The sequence below is a fragment of the Streptomyces sp. NPDC043680 genome (assembly GCF_056436685.1).
Genome location: NZ_JBWKCE010000002.1, coordinates 285589 through 304941, shown reverse-complemented (window position 1 = coordinate 304941; position 19353 = coordinate 285589). Strand labels below are relative to the sequence as shown.

The 19353-nt window shown below is 73.1% G+C and carries 13 protein-coding genes; 6 read left to right on the top strand and 7 right to left on the bottom strand.

Annotated features, from left to right (window positions below):
- Nucleotides 1–132: 132 nt before the first annotated feature.
- The 4 genes from AC0666_RS04755 (at nucleotide 133) to pepN (ending at nucleotide 8344) form a co-directional block, all read left to right on the top strand.
- Nucleotides 133–693 (top strand): CGNR zinc finger domain-containing protein, encoded by a 561-nt coding sequence (locus AC0666_RS04755; protein ID WP_361713620.1) that lies wholly within the window; start codon nucleotides 133–135, stop codon nucleotides 691–693.
- 274 nt (nucleotides 694–967) lie between these two features.
- Nucleotides 968–4297 (top strand): S8 family serine peptidase, encoded by a 3330-nt coding sequence (locus AC0666_RS04750; RefSeq protein ID WP_468967998.1) that lies wholly within the window; start codon nucleotides 968–970, stop codon nucleotides 4295–4297.
- A 250-nt stretch (nucleotides 4298–4547) separates the two neighbouring features.
- Entirely contained in the window at nucleotides 4548–5576 is a 1029-nt protein-coding gene (locus tag AC0666_RS04745) for an aspartate-semialdehyde dehydrogenase (protein WP_468968001.1), read from the top strand.
- Nucleotides 5577–5761: 185 nt separating this feature from the next.
- Nucleotides 5762–8344 (top strand): aminopeptidase N, encoded by a 2583-nt coding sequence (pepN, locus tag AC0666_RS04740; protein ID WP_478707094.1) that lies wholly within the window; start codon nucleotides 5762–5764, stop codon nucleotides 8342–8344.
- Nucleotides 8345–8428: 84 nt separating this feature from the next.
- Here the strand turns inward: pepN and AC0666_RS04735 are convergent, their stop codons facing one another.
- The 4 genes from AC0666_RS04735 to AC0666_RS04720 all read right to left on the bottom strand — a co-directional run bounded on the left by AC0666_RS04735 (nucleotide 8429) and on the right by AC0666_RS04720 (nucleotide 12617).
- Nucleotides 8429–9340 (bottom strand): LysR family transcriptional regulator, encoded by a 912-nt coding sequence (locus AC0666_RS04735; protein ID WP_468968005.1) that lies wholly within the window; start codon nucleotides 9338–9340, stop codon nucleotides 8429–8431.
- A gap of 10 nt (nucleotides 9341–9350) precedes the next feature.
- Entirely contained in the window at nucleotides 9351–10295 is a 945-nt protein-coding gene (locus tag AC0666_RS04730; protein WP_468968007.1) for a DMT family transporter, read from the bottom strand.
- 38 nt (nucleotides 10296–10333) lie between these two features.
- Nucleotides 10334–11257: an EamA family transporter gene (locus AC0666_RS04725; RefSeq protein ID WP_468968009.1), complete on the bottom strand. Its 924-nt coding sequence runs from the start codon at nucleotides 11255–11257 to the stop codon at nucleotides 10334–10336.
- Between the two features lie 73 nt (nucleotides 11258–11330).
- Nucleotides 11331–12617 (bottom strand): MFS transporter, encoded by a 1287-nt coding sequence (locus AC0666_RS04720; RefSeq protein WP_468968010.1) that lies wholly within the window; start codon nucleotides 12615–12617, stop codon nucleotides 11331–11333.
- A gap of 108 nt (nucleotides 12618–12725) precedes the next feature.
- Here AC0666_RS04720 and AC0666_RS04715 point away from each other — a divergent pair, with 108 nt between their 5' ends.
- Entirely contained in the window at nucleotides 12726–13220 is a 495-nt protein-coding gene (locus AC0666_RS04715) for a MarR family winged helix-turn-helix transcriptional regulator (RefSeq protein WP_361713602.1), read from the top strand.
- 98 nt (nucleotides 13221–13318) lie between these two features.
- Here the strand turns inward: AC0666_RS04715 and AC0666_RS04710 are convergent, their stop codons facing one another.
- The 3 genes from AC0666_RS04710 to AC0666_RS04700 are packed head-to-tail and all read right to left on the bottom strand — an operon-like array spanning nucleotide 13319 to nucleotide 15856.
- Nucleotides 13319–13558: a hypothetical protein gene (locus AC0666_RS04710; RefSeq protein WP_468968013.1), complete on the bottom strand. Its 240-nt coding sequence runs from the start codon at nucleotides 13556–13558 to the stop codon at nucleotides 13319–13321.
- 20 nt (nucleotides 13559–13578) lie between these two features.
- Complete coding sequence (locus AC0666_RS04705) at nucleotides 13579–15576, bottom strand: 4-alpha-glucanotransferase (RefSeq protein WP_468968016.1); 1998 nt, start codon at nucleotides 15574–15576, stop codon at nucleotides 13579–13581.
- A 40-nt stretch (nucleotides 15577–15616) separates the two neighbouring features.
- Nucleotides 15617–15856 (bottom strand): hypothetical protein, encoded by a 240-nt coding sequence (locus AC0666_RS04700; protein WP_468582950.1) that lies wholly within the window; start codon nucleotides 15854–15856, stop codon nucleotides 15617–15619.
- Nucleotides 15857–16109: 253 nt separating this feature from the next.
- Between AC0666_RS04700 and AC0666_RS04695 the strand changes: the two genes are divergently transcribed.
- Nucleotides 16110–19157: a beta-N-acetylglucosaminidase domain-containing protein gene (locus AC0666_RS04695; protein WP_478707093.1), complete on the top strand. Its 3048-nt coding sequence runs from the start codon at nucleotides 16110–16112 to the stop codon at nucleotides 19155–19157.
- Nucleotides 19158–19353 lie beyond the last annotated feature (196 nt).

The window sequence follows — 19353 nt, the reverse complement described above, 5'->3', positions numbered from 1 at the left end:
CAGTCCCTTCCCCGGAGGCCTAGCCCCGGGAATCCGAAATTTCTAACCTTCTAAATCGATATTAGAGGTTAGATCGAGAGGCGTCAACCGCTCACGTACTCTTGAGGGGTTAGCGGCACGCAGGAGGCGGACATGACGACGGCGGACCCACGCCCCCTGACCGGGGAACCGGTCTCCCTCGACCTGCTGAACACCCGCTGGATGCGGGAGGGCGAGCTCACCGACCTGTTCGCCGGCGCATTCGGCCTGAGCCGGGTCGAAGGACTCGCCGTCTGGCTGCGGAGCACCGGGCTGGACGACCGCTTCCGGGCCGACGCCGCGACCCTGGTCCACCTCATGACCGCCCGCGAGGCACTGGCCCGGGCGGTCGCCGACCCGGCCGACGAGAGCGCGCGGGCACTGGTCGACGCCGTACTGGAGCACGGCCGCATCCGGGCCACGCTGACCGCCGAAGGGCCGGGCGAGCGGGCCGAGTTCGACGACCCCTCCTGGGGGCCGGCCTGGACGGCCGCCCGCGACTACCTGGAACTGCTGCGCACCTCGCCCGAGCGGATCCGCGCGTGCGCGTCCGAGACCTGCGTGCTGCACTTCCACGACACCTCGCGCAACGGCACGCGGCGCTGGTGCTCGATGGCCGTCTGCGGGAACCGGGCCAAGGCGTCACGCCACTACGCGCGCACGCGCGAGCGCTGAGAAGCCAAAAGTTGTCACACCCCGCCCTCGACTGAACGCGGTCCCACCCTCGTCACGCAGTCGGGAAGTCTACAAATCCACTCTTCAACCCCTGGGATTCGTAGGGGTATGCCCTGGTACGGCGCCGATGGCGGCTCCTCCGAGCTGGCGAGAGTCCGCCATGGCAGGTCTCGGTCAATGACAAGGCTCCCCAAACAGCTGTCAGGTAGGCAAAGCTGACCGGTCATCCGGCACCGAAATCCGGACCGTATCTTTCACTTATCCAGGGATGCTGATGACCCTCGAATCCCCCAGCTCCATATCCGGGGCCAGACGCGTCGCACGCGTCGCGGCCGCGGCCGGCCTGGTCGCCGCCCTCGCGACCGCGGGCGCCGTGCCCGTGTTCGCGGCGACCGGCACCGGCGCGGGCACCCCGGGCACCGGCCCGGCGGTCAAGTCCGCCGACCAGAAGCTCGGTTCGGCCGATGCCGAGCTGCTGCAGGAGGCCAAGGCCAAGGGTGACGCGACCGTCACCGTCATGATGGCCACGGCCCCCGGCCAGACCAAGCAGGTCGCCGACCAGCTCGGCTCGGTCCAGGGCGCTTCCGTAGGCCAGACGAACGACAAGCTCGGCTACGTGCGCGCCACCCTGCCCACCGGCAAGGCGGACGCCGCCCTCAAGGCCGCGGCCAAGCTGTCGTCCGTGCACGGCATCGACCTGAAGCACGAGATCCAGCTGCCGGACCCGCGCCCCGACGCGGGCAAGGAGTCGGGCTCGGTACAGAAGACGGCCTCCGAGACGTACCCCGGTCCGGACAAGAACACCCCGGCGAAGAACCCGTACAACCCGTCCTTCGAGACCGGTGCGGTGGACTTCGTCGCCAAGAACCCGCAGGCCGACGGCCGCGGGGTCACCATCGGCATCCTGGACTCCGGCGTCGACCTCGGTCACCCCGCGCTCCAGAAGACCACCACCGGCGAGCGCAAGATCGTCGACTGGGTCACCGCGACCGACCCGATCCTGGACAACGACGCCACCTGGCGCGCCCAGATCACCCCGGTCACCGCCAGCGGCGGCTCCTTCACGGCGGGCGGCCAGAGCTGGAAGGCTCCGGAGGGCTCGTTCCAGTGGAGCCGCTTCACTGAGTCGATCACCGCCACCGGTGACATGAAGGGCGACGTCAACCGGGACGGTGACACCACCGACCGGTTCGGCATGCTCTACGACGCCGCCGCCGGCACCGTCCGCGTCGACACCGACCAGGACGGCGACTTCACGAACAACGAGCCGATGAAGCCGTACAAGGACGGCTACCAGATCGGCTACTTCGGCACGGACAACCCGGCGACCGACGTCGCCGAGCGCATCCCGTTCGTGATCCAGATCCGCAAGGACGTCCCGATGGACCCGCTGGGCGGGGACTGGGTCGGCAAGAAGGCCGACTTCGTCAACATCGGCATCATCGAGTCCGAGCACGGCACGCACGTCGCGGGCATCACCGCCGCCAACAGCCTCTTCGGCGGCAAGATGAACGGCGAGGCGCCCGGAGCGAAGATCGTCTCCTCGCGCGCCTGCTCCTGGGCGGGCGGCTGCACCAACATCGCGCTGACCGAGGGCATGATCGACCTCGTCGTGAACCGCGGCGTGGACATCGTCAACATGTCCATCGGCGGCCTGCCGGCGCTGAACGACGGCAACAACGCGCGCTCCGAGCTCTACAAGAACCTCATCGACACCTACGGTGTGCAGCTCGTCATCTCGGCGGGCAACGAGGGCCCCGGTGTCAACACCATCGGCGACCCCGGTCTCGCGGACAAGGTCATCTCCGTGGGCGCCGCGGTCTCCAAGGAGACCTGGGCCGCCAACTACGGCTCCGGCGTGGCCAAGAAGTACAACATGTTCCCGTTCTCCTCGCGCGGTCCGCGTGAGGACGGCGGCTTCACGCCGACCATCACCGCCCCCGGCGCGGCCATCAACACCACCCAGACCTGGCTGCCCGGCGGCCCGGTCAAGGAGGCCGGCTACGACCTCCCGGCCGGCTACTCCATGCTGCAGGGCACCTCGATGTCCTCGCCGCAGGCGGCGGGCGCCGGCGCCCTGCTGATCTCGGCCGCCAAGCAGCAGAAGATCGCGCTGACCCCGGCGAGCCTGCGCGTGGCCCTCACCAGCACCGCGAAGAAGATCGACGACGTCCCGGCGCACGCCCAGGGCGCGGGCCTGATCGACATCAACGCCGCGTGGGAGTCCATCCAGCGCGGTGCCAAGGCCAACGAGTTCGCCGTCAAGGCGCCGGTCGACACCGCGATCGACCAGTTCCTGAAGACCCCGGGCTTCGGCACCGGCCTCTACGACCGCGAGGGCGGCCTGAAGGTCGGCCAGAAGAAGGTCTACGACGTCGTCGTCACCCGCACCACGGGCGTCAAGTACGGCACCCGGCACGACCTGAGCTGGCGCAACAACGACGGCACCTTCAAGGTCGTCGGCGGCTACGACTACGTCACCCTGCCGCTGAACAAGCCCGTCACCATCAAGGTCGAGGCCAACGTCAAGTCGGCCGGCGTCCACAGCGGCATCCTCCAGCTCGACGACGAGACCACCGAGGGCATCGACAAGCAGATCCTCGCCACGGTCGTCGCCTCCACCCCGCTGGCCAAGCCGTCGTTCACGCTGTCGGACACCTCCTCCGTGCAGCGCAACAGCCACAAGTCGTACTTCGTCACCGTGCCGCAGGGCGCGAAGTCCCTTGAGGTCGCCCTCGGCGGTCTCGCGGCGGGCAGCCAGACGCGCTTCATCTCGATCCACCCGTACGGTGTGGGCGTCGAGGACAGCGCGACGACCCAGTGCTACCCGAACTACGACAACCCGGCCAACAAGTGCCGCCCCGACCTGCGCTCGTACGAGAACCCGCAGCCGGGCGTCTGGGAGATCGAGGTCGAGTCGCGCCGCACCTCCCCGCTGCTCGACAACCCGTTCAAGCTGGACGTCAGCGTCCTCGGCGCGGCCTTCGACCCGGCGGTCAAGGTCCTGCCCGAGGTGAAGCAGGGCACCCCGGCCCCCGTCCAGTGGACCGTCAAGAACGAGGCCGCGGCCATCACCGGCGGCAAGCTCCAGGGCGGCCCGCTCGGTTCCGCGAAGGTCGCCAAGCCGACCATCGGCAACGGCGAGCAGCAGACCACCACCGTCACCATCGGTGAGGGCGTCTCCCGCCTGGACGTCGCCATCGGCAAGGTCTCCGACACGGGTGCCGACCTCGACCTCGACGTCTTCAAGGACGGCGTGAAGGTCGGCTCCTCCGCGGACGGCGACTCCGAGGAGGCCGTGAGCCTGCTCAACCCGGCGGCCGGCACCTACACCTTCGTGGTCACCGGCTACGCGGTCCCGTCCGGCTCCACCACGTACGACTACCGCGACGTGTACTTCTCCTCCGCCCTGGGCTCCGTCCAGGTCGACGGGGCCGCCGCGGTGAACCTCGCCAACGGCGCCTCGGCGAACGTCTCGGCGAACGTCGTGGTGAACAGCGCGGCGCCCGAGGGCCGCCAGTTCTTCGGTCAGGTCGGCCTGCTCAACGCCCGCGGCACCGCCGCCGGCACCGGCAGCGTCCAGATCGAGAAGGTCCTCCCGTAGTTCCACGTTCCACCGGTTCCAGACCGGAGGGGCGGTGCCGACCCGGCACCGCCCCTCCGGGCTTCTCCGGCCCGGCGGGCGCCGGCGAGCGTCGGCGGCGGGCGGTCGGCGGGCCCGACTACCTGACGGTAACCGGATTCACATTCAGGACACTGTCCGTTCCTCGGACAATGGATTGGACAAGCCTCGTGGGGTCGAACGCATGATGGCTTCACGCGCGCCCGCGTCGTACGGAGCAGAAGGAGTCACCGTGAGGGTCGGAATCGTCGGAGCCACCGGTCAGGTCGGCGGAGTCATGCGCGGCATCCTCGCCGAGCGCAAGTTCCCGGTGGACGAGCTGCGGCTGTTCGCCTCGGCCCGTTCCGCGGGCTCGACCCTGGAGTGGGAGGGCCGGGAGATCACCGTCGAGGACGCCTCGACGGCCGACTACAGCGGCCTGGACATCGTGCTCTTCTCCGCTGGTGGCGCGACGTCCAAGGCCCTCGCCGAGAAGGTCGCCTCCCAGGGCGCGGTCGTGATCGACAACTCCTCCGCGTGGCGCCGCGACCCCGACGTGCCGCTCGTCGTCTCCGAGGTCAACCCGCACGCGATCAAGAACCGCCCCAAGGGCATCATCGCGAACCCGAACTGCACGACCATGGCCGCGATGCCCGTGCTCCGCCCCCTGCACGACGAGGCCGGCCTGACCGCGCTGGTCGCCACCACCTACCAGGCCGTGTCCGGCTCCGGCCTGGCCGGTGTCGCCGAGCTCGACGGCCAGGTCAAGGCCGTCGCCGGCGAGGCGACCGCGCTCGTCCACGACGGCGAGGCCGTCGCGTACCCCGAGCCGGGCGTGTACAAGCGTCCGATCGCCTTCAACGTGCTGCCGCTGGCCGGCTCGATCGTGGACGACGGCTCGTTCGAGACCGACGAGGAGCAGAAGCTCCGCAACGAGTCCCGCAAGATCCTGGAGATCCCCGACCTCAAGGTCTCCGGCACCTGCGTGCGCGTGCCGGTCTTCTCGGGCCACTCGCTCCAGGTCAACGCCCGCTTCGCCCGGCCGCTGAGCGTGGAGCGCGCGTACGAGCTGCTCAAGGACGCCCCCGGCGTCGAGCTCTCGGAGATCCCGACCCCGCTCCAGGCGGCGGGCAAGGACGCCTCGTACGTGGGCCGCATCCGCGTCGACGAGACGGCCGAGAACGGCCTCGCGCTGTTCCTGTCGAACGACAACCTCCGCAAGGGCGCCGCGCTGAACGCGGTCCAGATCGCCGAGCTGGTGGCCGAAGAGCTCCGCGGCTGATCCCGCAGGCACGACGGAGGGGCGGCACCATGACGGTGCCGCCCCTCGTCGCGTCGAGAGCGACTCCGCTGCCCGGGTGCCACGGCGCTGCCGCCGTCGTGCCCGCCTCGGCTTTACTCCGGCGCGCAGATCCCGCCCGCATGGAAGGATGGCCCGGCAACGTCACCATCGAAGGAGATGACCGCGTGCCAGGCACGAACCTCACCCGTGAAGAGGCTCAGCAGCGGGCGAAGCTGCTCACCGTCGACTCGTACGAGATCGAGCTCGACCTCCGCGGTGCGCAGGAGGGCGGCACGTACCCCTCCGTGACCACCGTGCGCTTCCAGTCCGCCGAGGCGGACGCGGAGACCTTCATCGACCTGGTCGCCCCGGCCGTGCACGAGGTCGTCCTCAACGGCAAGGCGCTGGACGCGGCCGCCGTCTTCCGGGACTCGCGGATCGCGCTGTCCGGTCTGGCGGCCGGGCCCAACGAGCTGCGGGTCGTCGCGGACTGCGCGTACACCAACACGGGCGAGGGCCTGCACCGCTTCGTCGACCCGGTGGACCAGCAGGCGTACCTCTACGCCCAGTTCGAGGTGCCGGACGCGCGGCGGGTCTTCGCCAGCTTCGAGCAGCCCGACCTGAAGGCGACGTTCCAGTTCACCGTGACGGCCCCCGAGGGCTGGACGGTCATCTCGAACTCCCCGACCCCGGAGCCCGCGGACGTCAAGGACAACGTCTGGCGCTTCGAGCCGACCCCGCGCATCTCCACGTACATCACCGCGCTGATCGTCGGCCCGTACCACGCGGTGCACAGCTCGTACGAGGGTCCGAACGGGCAGTCCGTCCCGCTCGGCATCTACTGCCGTCCCTCGCTGGCCGAGTTCCTCGACGCGGAAGCGATCTTCGCGGTGACCCGCCAGGGCTTCGACTGGTTCCAGGAGAAGTTCGCCTACGACTACCCGTTCGCCAAGTACGACCAGCTCTTCGTCCCCGAGTTCAACGCGGGTGCGATGGAGAACGCGGGCGCGGTCACCATCCGCGACCAGTACGTCTTCCGCTCGAAGGTGACGGACGCCGCGTACGAGGGCCGCGCCGAGACCATCCTGCACGAGCTCGCGCACATGTGGTTCGGCGACCTGGTCACCATGGAGTGGTGGAACGACCTGTGGCTGAACGAGTCGTTCGCGACGTACACCTCGATCGCCTGCCAGGCGTACGCCGAGGGCACGAAGTGGCCGCAGGCGTGGACCACGTTCGCCAACTCGATGAAGACCTGGGCGTACCGGCAGGACCAGCTGCCGTCCACGCACCCGATCATGGCGGACATCCGTGACCTGGACGACGTCCTGGTCAACTTCGACGGCATCACGTACGCCAAGGGCGCCTCGGTGCTCAAGCAGCTCGTCGCCTACGTCGGCACGGACGCCTTCTTCAAGGGCGTGCAGGCGTACTTCAAGGCGCACGCCTTCGGCAACACGCGCCTGTCGGACCTGCTGGGCGCCCTGGAGGAGACCTCGGGCCGCGACCTGGCCGCCTGGTCCAAGGCGTGGCTGGAGACGGCCGGCATCAACGTCCTGCGCCCGCAGATCGAGACGGACGCGAACGGCTCGATCACGGCTTTCGCCGTGCGCCAGGAGGCCCCGGCGCTGCCCGCCGGCGCCAAGGGCGAGCCCACGCTGCGCCCGCACCGGATCGCGATCGGCCTGTACGACCTGCGCGACGGCAAGCTGGTGCGCACCGACCGGATCGAGCTGGACATCGACGGTGAGCTCACGGCGGTGCCGGAGCTGGTCGGCCGCGCCCGGCCGGCCGTCGTCCTGCTGAACGACGACGACCTGTCGTACGCCAAGGTCCGCCTCGACGAGCAGTCCCTGGCCGCGGTCACCGCGCACCTCGGCGACTTCACCGAGTCGCTGCCGCGGGCCCTGTGCTGGGCCTCGGCGTGGGACATGACCCGCGACGGCGAGCTGGCCACCCGCGACTACCTCTCCCTCGTCCTGTCGGGCATCGGCAAGGAATCGGACATCGGCGTGGTCCAGTCGCTCCAGCGGCAGGTCAAGCTGGCCATCGACCTCTACGCCGACCCGGCCTGGCGCGAGCAGGGCCTGGCCATCTGGACCGAGGCGACGCTGGAGCACCTGCGCGGCGCCGAGCCGGGCAGCGACCACCAGCTGGCGTGGGCCCGGGCCTTCGCGGCCACGGCCCGCACCGAGGGACAGCTGACCTACCTGTCCGCGCTGCTGGACGGCGCGGCGGAGATCGAGGGCCTGGTCGTCGACACCGAGCTGCGGTGGGCGTTCCTGGAGCGCCTCGCCGCGACGGGTGTGGCGGACGAGCCCGCCATCGCGGCGGAGCTGGAGCGCGACCGTACGGCGGCGGGCGAGCGCCACGCGGCCACGGCCCGGGCCGCGCGTCCGACGGCCGAGGCCAAGGCGGCGGCGTGGGCGTCGGTGGTGGAGTCCGCGGACCTGCCCAACGCGGTCCAGGAGGCGGTGATCGGCGGCTTCGTGCAGACCGACCAGCGCGAGCTGCTGGCCCCGTACACCGAGAAGTACTTCGCGGTGGTCAAGGAGATCTGGGCGACCCGCAGCCACGAGATCGCCCAGCAGATCGCGGTGGGCCTCTACCCGTCCCTGCAGGTCTCGCAGGAGACCCTGGACGCGACCGACGCCTGGCTGGCCTCGGCCGAGCCGAACGCGGCCCTGCGCCGCCTGGTCTCGGAGTCCCGTTCGGGTGTGGAACGCGCCCTGAAGGCCCAGGCGGCGGACGCGGCCGCCGCGTCCTGACGCCACGGGCCGCCGTAGAAGGGGGCGCCCCCGGTGCACACCGCGCCGGGGGCGCCCCCCGTTGCGCCCCCCGAACGCGTCGGGTCAGGCCAGGGCCGCCCGGGCCGCCGACACCGTGCGCAGGGCGGCGACCACATGGGCCAGGGCCGGCGCGTTCTCCGAGCCGCGGCGCAGCGCCGCGACCACGTGCCGGGTCGGCCGGTCCCGGGACAGGACCCGGACCGCCACGCCCGAGGCCCGGCTCGACACCATCCTCGGCACCAGTGCCACCCCCATTCCCGCCTCCACCATCGCGAGGATCGCGGTCCACCCCGAGGCCGCGTGGGCCTGTTCGGGTACGAATCCCGCCGCCTCGCAGGCCGTCCGCGCGATCTCCTGCCAGGGTCCGCTGCCGCCGTAGATCCACGGGGCCTCGGAAAGGTCCGCCAGCCGCACCTCCGGCGCGCCGGCCAGCGGGTGGTCGGGGGGCAGGGCCACGTCGAGGGGGTCCTCCAGCAGCACCATGCGGGTGAAGCGCGGGTCCCGGGCCGTCGGGGCGTGCGCCGCCAGCGACAGCGCCAGGTCGACGGCCCCGGCGGAGAGCAGCTCGTACGATTCCGCGGCCTCGGTCTCCCGTACGCGCACCGCCACCCCCGGGCGGGTCCGGCGCAGCTCCGCCACCGCCGGGACGACCAGGGCGGGCACGGCGGTGGAGAAGGCCCCGATCCGGACCTCCCCGGCGTCCCCGGCCAGGTACCCGGCCAGCTCCGCGTCGGCCCGTTCCAGCTGCGCGAACACCGCTTCGGCGTGCCGCAGGACGAGGTGGGCGGCATCCGTGAGGCGGACCCGGCGCCCCTGCGCCTCCAGCAGCGGCACCCCCACCTGCCGGGCGAGGTTGGTGAGCTGCTGCGAAACGGCCGAGGGCGTCATGTGCAGCGCCTCGGCCGTCGCGGTCACGGTCCCCTGTTCGGCCAGGGTCCGCAGGATCCGCAGCTTCTTGATGTCCCACTCGGTCATGGGAGCGAACCTACCGCCGGCGGCCCGAGGCGCTCCCGAGGCCCACACCGCCCAGGATCAGCGCCATGCAGAGCAGCTGCGCCGGACCGGTGGGCTCGTCCAGCAGCAGGTAGCCGAGCCCCGCGACGCACACCGGCTGGAGGTAGTAGACGACGCCCGCCCGGGCGGCCCCGATGATCGAGACGGCCTTGTTCCAGGCGAAGAAGGCGACCGCCGAGGAGAAGACGCCCACGTACAGCAGCGGTCCGACCGTCCCGGTGGTGGGCTCGAAGCCGCCCTGGACCGAGAGGGAGACGGCGTAGGCGGGCGCCAGCATCAGCGCACCGAGGGCGAAGGTGGTGATCAGGAAGGCGAGTCCGCCCAGTGCGGCGGGCTTGCGCCGCAGCAGGGCGCTGTACGTGGCGAACGACAGGGCGGCGGCGAACATCCACAGGTCGCCGGCGCCGAAGTCGAAGCCGAGGGAGCCGTCCCCCACCAGCAGCAGCACCCCGAGCGCGGCGATCAGCAGTCCGACGGTGCGCCGCGGGCCCAGCCGCTCGCCGCCGAGGCGGGCGTACAGCGCCATCACGACCGGCGAGGCGGCCATGATCATGCCCATGTTGGAGGCGGAGGTGGTCAGTCCGGCCTGGTGCACCAGCGTGTTGTAGAGGGCGACCCCGAAGAACGAGGCGAGGGCGATGTAACCGAGGTGGCGCCGGATCAGCTCCCGCTGGAGCCAGGCCTGCCGGGCCGCGAAGGGGGTGACGGCGAGGCCGGCGATGATCCAGCGCCAGAAGACGGCCTGGACGGGCGGGACGGTGTCGGCCATCCCCCGGGTGGCGACGAAGCTGCCGGACCAGACGACCGTGGCGATCAGGGCGAGGAGGACGCCGAGTCCCGCGGCCCCCTTCCGGGCGGACTGACCGGCTCCGGCGGTGCTGTGCGGGACGGTGCGGACGCGGTCCTGGACGGCCACGGTGTATCTCTCCTCTGCTCGGGCGGGTCGAAGTGGACCTACCGTCGCACCCCTTCATCGGTCAGGTCCATCGAAATGTTCCGATTGATCTTTTCAGAAGAACTGAAAGATCGGGCGGCGAACAGCTGCCCGGCGACGGTGGCGCCGAAGGCGATCGCCATGCCCAGGAGCTGTACGGGAGAGAGCGCCTGCCCCAGGGCCGCCCAGCCGATGACCGCGGCGGTGAGCGGCGAGAGCGGGCCGAGCAGGGTGACCGAGGTGGCGGTGAGCCGGCCGATGCCGCGGAACCAGAGCCAGTACGCGATCCCGGTGTTGATCAGCATCATGTACCCGTAGCCGAGGAAGGCCTTGCCGTCGAGCGCGGGCGGCGCCCCTTCGACGAGGGCGGCGACCGGGATGATGACCAGGCCGCCCGCGGTGAGCTGCCAGCCGGTCAGGGCCAGCGGGCCGACGCCCTCCGGACGGCCCCAGCGCTTGGTCATGACGGTGCCCGCGGCCATGGAGGCGGAGGAGACGACACCGGCGAGTATGCCGACCGCGTCCAGCCGCGCCTCCGCGGTGAGCACGACCATGCTCACGCCCAAGGCCCCTGCGACGGCGGCGAGTACGGTACGCAGCCGTGCGCGCTCACCCAGCACCAGGGCGGCGAGTCCGACGACGAACAGCGGACCGGCCGAGCCCAGCACGGCCGCGACACCTCCGGGCAGCCGGTAGGCGGAGAGGAACAGCAGCGGGAAGAAGGCGCCGATGTTGAGCGTGCCGAGGACCGCGGACTTCCACCACCACTGCCCCCGGGGCAGCGTGCGGGACAGGGCGGTGAGCAGCAGTCCGGCGGGCAGGGCCCGCATCACACCGGTGAACAGGGGCCGGTCTGGCGGCAGCAGTTCGGTGGCCACGGCGTAGGTCGAGCCCCAGGAGACGGGGGCGAGGGCGGTCAGGGCGACGGTGGCGAGGCGCTTCATGACGGGTGACTCCTCGGGCAGGTGCGGGCGCGGAAGGGAAGAGCGGGGCCTGGCTCCCGGATCGGGCCGGGCCTCAGGCGGTGGTGGGGGCGGCCGCATCCCGCGGCTGGGCGACCGCGACCACCACGGGCGGCTCGGCGCGCACGGCTTCGGCCGGCAGGTGCCGCTCCAGCCGGACCAGCGCCAGGGCGGCGCCGGTCGCGGTGAGGGTGAGCAGGGCCCAGGGCAGGCGGCCGTCGACGGAGAGCAGGGCGGTGAAGAGGGAGGGGGCGAGGGCGGTGGCCAGCGAGTAGGACAGCTGGTAGGTGGCGAGGTAGCGGCCGCGGACGGCTTCGGGGGCGGCCGAGATCGACAGGGCGCCGCCCGAGGGGCTGTGCACCAGCTCGCCGAGCGTGTAGAGGACCACGACGGCCAGCAGGGCGACGAGGGTGGCGCCCTGCCCGGGGCGCACCGTGCCCAGCACGATCTGCCCCACGAAGGCGGCGGCGAAGAGCAGCGATCCGAGGGCGGCCGAGCGGGTGCGGCGGGCGCCGGAACGGCGGACCCGGCCCGCGACGAGGACGCCGATCCCGGCGCACAGGACGGTGTTGAGGGTGAACGCCGCTCCGGTGAGGGAGTCGGGGCCGTGCAGCCAGGTGGTGATGTAGAGCGGGAAGAGCACGGACAGGGCCGCGTAGCCCAGCGCGGCCAGGAAGTTGGCGGCGGTCAGCCCGAGGAAGGGACGGTCGCGCAGCACCATCCGGTAGCCGGCGGGCGGCCGCTTGGCGGAGGCGGACCGGGCACCGCTCACCGGCCGGACCCGGCTGACGAGCAGTCCGGCGAGCGCGAAGGCCAGCGCGTTGCCGTAGGCGGTGTAGCCGAAGGCGCCGGTCCCCCACAGGGCCAGCACCCCGGAGACGATCATGGCGCCCGCGCCCATGCCGGCGTTCTGCAGGGCCCGCAGGGAGGCCTGGAGCCGGTCCTGGGCTCCGCCGTGCGCCACCTCCCCGATCAGGGACTGCTGGGCGACGGGGAACGAGCGGTCGGCGAGGGCGGTGACGAGCGCGACGGCGGCGAAGGCGGGCAGGGAGTCGGCGAAGGGGTAGAGCGCGAAGCCGAGCGTGCGCATCCCGTACAGCGCCAGGGTGACCCGGCGGGCGCCGAAGCGGTCCACGGCCGAGCCGGCCATCGGCATGAACGCCAGGCCGGCCAGGCCGGTCACCGTGAGCACCAGGCCGACGGCGGCGAAGGAGAGACCGGTGACGTGGTGGAAGAAGACCAGGGAGAAGGGGACGTACATGCCGATCCCCACCGCGCTGATGCCAGCAGCGACGAGCAGGGGCCGCTCCCCCGGGACCCGTACCTCTGTGGACGCCGCCATCGTTTCCTCCCCCAGTAGGTTGCTTGATGGAAAGTAGCTTACCCCTAAGCTACTTTTCGTCAAGCAACTTTCTTGCGAACGATCGGCAGGAGGCCGGATACTGCGCCCATGACCGAGCCCAACAAGGACGCAGTCGACGCGATCATCGACCAGTGGCACCTGGTGCGACCGGACCTGGAAACCACTCCCATGGCCGTCTTCGGCCGCATCTACCGGATCGCCCGGGCCATGGGAGACGAAATGGAACGGGCCTACGCCCGCTTCGGGATCTCGCGCGGCGAGTTCGACGTGGTCGCCACGCTGCGCCGCTCGGGCGCTCCGTACACGCTCTCGCCGCGCCAGCTCTCGGCCACGCTCATGCTCACGACGGGCGGAATGACCGGGCGCCTGGACAAGCTGGAGAAGGCCGGCCTGCTCTCGCGCAAGCCGGACCCGCACGACCGGCGCGGCCTACAGGTGACGATCACCGACCGCGGGCTCGCGCTCATCGACGAGGCGGTCGCCGCCGGCCTGGAAGTGCAGCGCGCCGCGCTCTCCGGGCTCGCGGACGAGGAGGTCGCCGTCCTGACCGGCCTGCTCCGCAAGCTGCTGGCCGGGGTCTAGACAGCACGACGGGGCGCCGGGGGTCCGCACCGGTGCCGAAGGCATCGGCGTGCGGACCCCCGGCGCCCCGGAAGTCTCAGTGACTGCTGACCGGCGGGTCAGCCCTGGTTCTGCTGCTTGCGCGACTTGTCGCCCACCATCACGAGACCCGTGATGACCAGGAACAGCAGGATCGGCGCGCCCACGTACAGGCCGAGGGTCTGGGCGATGCTCAGGCCCTTGCCCGGGTCGTCGCCGTCGTCGCGGCTCAGCGCGAGCGCGGGAGACGTCATCAGCAGCATCATCAGCGTCGATCCGGCCGTGACGGCGCCGGCGCGCAGAGCGTTCTTCTTGTCCACGGTGCAAACGTAGCGAACACCTAAACGGCCCGCGCGCCCGGGGGTGCCGTACGGGCGCACGCGCCCTCCCGCACGGCGCTCAGCAGGGCGTTCGCCCGGCGCGACGCGACGAGCGCCTCCAGGGTCAGCGGCCGGCCCTCCGCGTCGGCCAACGGCAGCCGCCAGTTGGGGTACTGGTCCCAGGTCCCCGGCAGGTTCTGCGGCCGCCGGTCCCCCACGGCATCCGGCAGCCAGACACCGACCAGCCGCGCGGGGGTGCGCAGCAGGAACGCGTACAGCGCCCGCACGGCCGCCTCCTCGCCCTTGGTGTCCAGGCCGAGGTCCTCCAGTACGTCCAGCCACTGGGCGGTGTCGGCGGCGTCCTGCGCCCGTTCCTGCTCCAGCGGGCGGGTCAGCAGACCGAGCCGGTCGCGCAGTTCCACGTGCGCACCCGCCAGCTTGGCCGCCGTGGGCGGCAGGTCGTGGGTGGTGGCGGTGGCCAGGCAGTCCGCCCGCCAGGCCTCCGGCGCCAGCGGATGCCCGTCGCCCGCCCAGTCGCGCTCGAACCACAGCACGGAGGTGCCGAGCACCCCGCGCCGGGCGAGCGCCCGGCGGACCCGCGGCTCCACCGTCCCGAGGTCCTCGCCGATCACGAGTGCTCCGGCGCGGTGGGCCTCCAGGACCAGCACCGCCAGCATCGCCTCGCCGTCGTACGCCACGTACGTGCCGTCGGCGGGCGGGGCGCCCTCCGGGATCCACCACAGCCGGAACAGGCCCATGACGTGGTCGATCCGCAGCGCGCCCGTGGCCCGCAGCACCCCGCGCAGCAGTGCCCGCAGCGGCGCGTACCCGGAGGCGGCCAGCGCATCGGGCCGCAGCGGCGGCAGCCCCCAGTCCTGGCCGCGCGCGTTGAAGGCGTCGGGCGGGGCGCCGACCGTCGAGCCGGTGGCGTGGACGCCGGGGGCGGTCTGGACGTCGGAGCCCGCCGGGTGCACCCCGACGGCCAGGTCGTGGATGATGCCCACCGCCATCCCGGCTTCCCTGGCGGCCCGCTGGGCGGCGGCGAGCTGGGTGTCCGTCAGCCAGACCAGCCAGCGGTGGAAGTCGGCCCGCGCCGGGTCATCCCCGGTGGCGGCGGCGCACCAGGCGGCGTGCCGGTCCAGCGGCTCGCCCTGCTCGGCACAGAACTCCCGGTACGCCGCCTCCCGTTCGGGGGTCCGCGGGACGGCGTACAGCAGCTCCAGGGCCGTGCGCTTGAGGGCCCAGACGGCGTCCCGGTCGATCAGCGCCCCCTTCTCCAGGACCCCGCGGCGCAGCTCCCCGCCCCGGGCGGCCAGTCGGGACAGGGCCTCCTGGTCGGGGCAGGCGGCGTGTTCGGGGAGGTCCTCGACCCGCAGGTGCACGGGGTCGGGGAAGCGCCGGGAGGACGGCCGGTACGGGGAGGGGTCGGTCGGGGCCCCCGGCACGGCCGCGTGCAGCGGGTTGACCTGGATGAAGGCGGCCCCGTGAGCGCGCCCGGCCCAGCGGGCGAGCTCGGCCAGGTCACCGAGGTCGCCCATGCCCCAGGACCGCTCGGACAGCAGCGAGTACAGCTGGACGAGCAGCCCGTGGCCCCGGCCGGGCGCGGCCGGGGCCCGCTCGGGGGCCACGATCAGGGTGGCGGCCCCGGAGCGGCCGTCCGGGGTCTCGGCGTGGAGCCGGTGCACGCCGAGCGGAGGCACCCCGCCCGGCTCGGCGCCCCCGGCCCCGTCCCCCTCCAGCTCCAGCCGGGTCCGGGTCCCTCGGGGCAGGGCGGCCAGCGCCCCGGGCGGTTCCGAGCCGGCCCACCACACCAGCACGGGCGGCAGCAGGCGCCGCGCCCGGGCCCGCTCCGCCTCGGCCAGGGCCTCGCGCACGGAGTCCGGGGTGGCGGCGTCCACCCCCAGCTGCCCGAGCACCGCGGCGACGGTGGCATCCGGAACCCGGAGGGTGACGTCCTCGGAGGGCTGGTAGGAGGTGGCGACGCCGTGGAGTGCCGCGAGCCGGGCGAGGTCGTCCATGTGAGTCCCTGAGGTCGGTCGCCTGCGGCGATGTCCGGTCTTATGCCGCGACGGTCGCGGCGGCGAGGGTCGGCTCGCTCGTCAGCGGGGCCTCGTCCGTGAGCGCAGGCTCGCTGGTCAGCGGTGTGTACGCGGAGCCGGCGAGCGGGGGCTCGCTGGTGAGGAGTTCGCTGGTGAGGGCGGTCTCGGCGGGCCCGGCCTGCGCGGGCAGGTGGGCGAGCGGCGGACGTTTGATCGGGTGGGTGGCGATGGTCTGCAGGGTGCGGGCTGCGGCGTCCATGGTGTGCACTCTCTTTCTTCCGTCGGGACTATGAGTGTGTGTCAGACCGTTGGAACGACGCCGGGGAATTACGCATGTATGTCAGACCCGTGGGACAAAGCCGGGAACATCGCAGCCATACCCAGTCGGCAGCCTCGCATTCCTGGCGTATCCCGGTCAGAACACCCGCCCGCAATTGACACCCCGGCTGCACGGGTGGTGGGCTCTGGCTGATTCATACGACCGGGGGAACGACTCGGGACGGGGAGGCTCCGTGCAGCTCAGGGGCAGCAGGCGGACGACGGCCGCAGCCATCGCGGTCATCGGGACGCTGCTCGGCGGCGCGGCGGCCGCGGGGCCGCCGGCGGCGTTCGCCGTGCCGACGGCGCCGGTCGTACCGGTTCCCGACCCCGTCCCCGACGCCGGCCGCGGCCCCGGTGCCGGTTCCGGCGGGCCGGGCGCGGCACCGGTGCTCGATCCCGGCTCCGATGCACCGCGAGCGGCTTCCGAGGGGCCCGCGGTGTGGCCCCGGCCCCAGTCGATGACCGCCGATGCGGCGCGGGACGTGCCGTTGGGGGCGGAGGCCGTACTGGTCCTGGCAGCGGACGCCGACCCGTACGCGGCCGAAGTGATCCGCACCGCCCTGCGCGGGGCGGGCGTACGGACCCTGCACGAGACGGCCCCCGGGGCTCCCCTGCCCGAACGCGGGACCGTCGTACGGCTCCAGGGGCCCGACGCGCAGGACGCGCTGCGGGCACTGGGCGCGGCCACCTCCGCGGACCTGCCGAACGGCGGCTACCGGCTGGCGGTGGGACGGGCCGCCGGCCGGGACACGGTGGCGCTGGTCGGCGTCGGGGAGGAGGGCCAGTTCCACGCGGCCCAGACCCTGCGCCAACTGCTGGCCGCGGGACGGGCCAAGGTGCCCGGGGTGCTGGTGCGGGACTGGCCCAGCTCGCCCGTACGCGGGATCACCGAGGGTTTCTACGGGCAGCCGTGGACGCGGGAACAGCGGCTCGCACAGCTCGACTTCATGGGCCGGACCAAGCAGAACCGGCTCCTGCTCGCGCCCGGCGACGACGCGTACCGCACCACGCAGTGGCGCGAGGAGTACCCCCGGGAGCAGCAGGAGGAGTTCCGGGCGCTGGCCGAACGGGCCCGCGCCAACCGGGTGGTGCTGGGGTGGGCGGTGGCCCCCGGCCAGTCGATGTGCCTGGCCTCGGCGGCCGACCGGGCGGCCCTGGCCCGCAAGCTGGACGCGATGTGGGAGCTGGGATTCCGGGCCTTCCAGGTGCAGTTCCAGGACGTCAGCTACACGGAGTGGGGCTGCCGGGCGGACCGGGTCCGGTACGGGACGGGGCCGGCGGCGGCCGCGAAGGCGCACGCGGAGGTCGCGGGCGAGCTCGCGGCCCACCTGGCGGCCCGGCATCCGGGGGCGGCGCCGCTGTCGCTGCTGCCGACGGAGTACCACCAGAAGGGCGCGACGGCGTACCGGACGGCGTTGGCCTCACGGCTGGACGCGCGCGTGGAAGTGGCCTGGACGGGCGTCGGCGTGGTGCCGCGCACGATCACCGGGAAGGAACTCGTCGGGGTACGGGGCGCCTTCGGACAGCACCCCCTGATCACCATGGACAACTACCCGGTCAACGACTGGGACCCCGGCCGCATCTTCCTCGGGCCGTACGCGGGCCGCGAACCGGCGGTGGCGAGCGGCTCGGCGGCCCTGCTGGCCAATGCGATGCCGCAGGCCACGCTGTCGCGGATCCCGCTGTTCACGGTGGCGGACTTCGCGTGGAACCCGAACGGGTACCGGGCCGGGGCCTCCTGGGCGGCGGCGGTCGCCGACCTGGCGGGGCCGGACCAGCGGACCCGCAGGTCGCTGGCGGCGCTGGCCGGGAACTCGGCGTCCTCGACGCTGGCCCAGCCGGAGTCGGGGTACCTGCGGCCGCTGGTGGAGGAGTTCTGGCGGGCCCGCGCCTCGGGGAATCCGGCGGCGGCGGACCGGCTGCGGGCGGAGTTCACCGCGATGCGGGAGGCACCGGAGCGGCTCTCGGGGCTGCCGGGGCTGGCCGGTGGGGCCGGCGGCTCCGGCGAGGGCGGGCCGTGGGTGGCGCGGCTGGCGGCCTACGGTGCGGCGGGAGAACTGGCGCTGGACGTGCTCCAGGCCCAGGCCCGCGGTGACGGGGCGACCGCCTGGAAGCAGGCGCAGGCGCTGGCGCAGGCCCGCCGGGGGCTCGCCGAGCCGAGCTCGGCCCGCGTGGACAAGGCCGTGCTGGAACCGTTCCTCGCCCGCGCGGCGGCCGAGTCGGACGCGTGGACGGGAGCCGCGCGGCAGACCGGCAGGGTCTCGCAGGAGCCCCAGGCGTGGACGGTGCAGTGGGACGGTGCCCGGCCGGTGTCCGTGGTGACCGTCATGACGGACCCGCTGTCGCCGGGAGCGCGGGGCGCGGCGGTGGAGGCGCACGTCCCGGGCGAGGGCTGGCGCAAGGTCGGCGAGGCCGCGGCGTCCGGCTGGACCCAGGCGGAGGTCGGCGGGCTGTGGGCGGATGCCGTCCGGCTGACCTGGTCGGGGCCGGCCCCGGCGGTGCACCGGGTGGTGCCGTGGCTGGCGGACGGGCCGGAGGCCGCGTTCGACCTGGCGGCCGAGCCCGTCGACGTGGAGATCGGCGGAGCACCGCGGGTGGTCTCGGCGGAGGTGTCCGCGCTGCGGCCCGGCGAGGTGCGCGGGCCCGTCTCGGCGGCGGCGCCGGCGGGGGTGCAGGTGGTGGTGCCCGGCGAGGCCGTGGCTCCGCGGGGGGCGCGGGTGTCGGTGCCCGTCTCGGTGACGGTGCCGGCGGGTACGCCCGCGGGGACGTACCCGGTCCCGGTCACCTTCGCGGGCCAGACCCGGACCCTCACCGTCCGGGCGGTCCCGCGGACGGGCGGCCCGGACCTGTTCCGCTCGGCGCGGGCCACGTCGTCGGCCGACGAGACGCCGGCCTTCCCGGCGTCCGCGGCCGTGGACGGCTCGGCGGCGACCCGCTGGTCGTCCCCGGCGGTGGACGGGGCGTGGTGGCAGGCGGAGCTGGCGGCGCCGGCGCGGGTGGGGAGGCTGGCGCTGCAGTGGCAGGAGGCGTACCCCTCGGCGTACCGGGTCGAGACCTCGGCGGACGGGGTGACGTGGCGGCCGGCGGCCGGGGTTGCGGCGTCGCGGGGCGGGGCGGAGTCGGTGTACCTGGCCCCGGACCCCGTACCGATCCGCTTCCTCCGCATCACCTGCGAACGCCGCGCCACGCGGTACGGCTGCAGCCTCATCACGGCGGAGGCCTACGCGACGACCCCGTAACGGGGGCCGACCGCCGTCCGGGCCGGGGGCGGGCTTCGCGGGGCGTGGTGTCGTTGCACGGCAGCGTGCGGTGGTGGGGCGGCTTCGCCGGCTGTGGTGTCGTTGCTCGGGAGCGTGCGGCGGCGGGGCGGGCTTCGCCGGGGTGGTGTCGTGGCGGGGAGCCTCGGGGCTGGGACGGGCTTCGTCGGCTGTGGTG

Excerpts from the sequence above, each read along its gene's own strand:
- AC0666_RS04755 (WP_361713620.1), top strand. The coding sequence starts at position 133 with ATGACGACGGCGGACCCACGCCCCCTGACCGGGGAACCGGTCTCCCTC.
- AC0666_RS04750 (WP_468967998.1), top strand. The coding sequence starts at position 968 with ATGACCCTCGAATCCCCCAGCTCCATATCCGGGGCCAGACGCGTCGCA.
- AC0666_RS04735 (WP_468968005.1), bottom strand. The coding sequence starts at position 9,340 with ATGACCGAGTGGGACATCAAGAAGCTGCGGATCCTGCGGACCCTGGCC.
- AC0666_RS04725 (WP_468968009.1), bottom strand. The coding sequence starts at position 11,257 with ATGAAGCGCCTCGCCACCGTCGCCCTGACCGCCCTCGCCCCCGTCTCC.
- AC0666_RS04720 (WP_468968010.1), bottom strand. The coding sequence starts at position 12,617 with ATGGCGGCGTCCACAGAGGTACGGGTCCCGGGGGAGCGGCCCCTGCTC.
- AC0666_RS04715 (WP_361713602.1), top strand. The coding sequence starts at position 12,726 with ATGACCGAGCCCAACAAGGACGCAGTCGACGCGATCATCGACCAGTGG.
- AC0666_RS04705 (WP_468968016.1), bottom strand. The coding sequence starts at position 15,576 with ATGGACGACCTCGCCCGGCTCGCGGCACTCCACGGCGTCGCCACCTCC.
- AC0666_RS04700 (WP_468582950.1), bottom strand. The coding sequence starts at position 15,856 with ATGGACGCCGCAGCCCGCACCCTGCAGACCATCGCCACCCACCCGATC.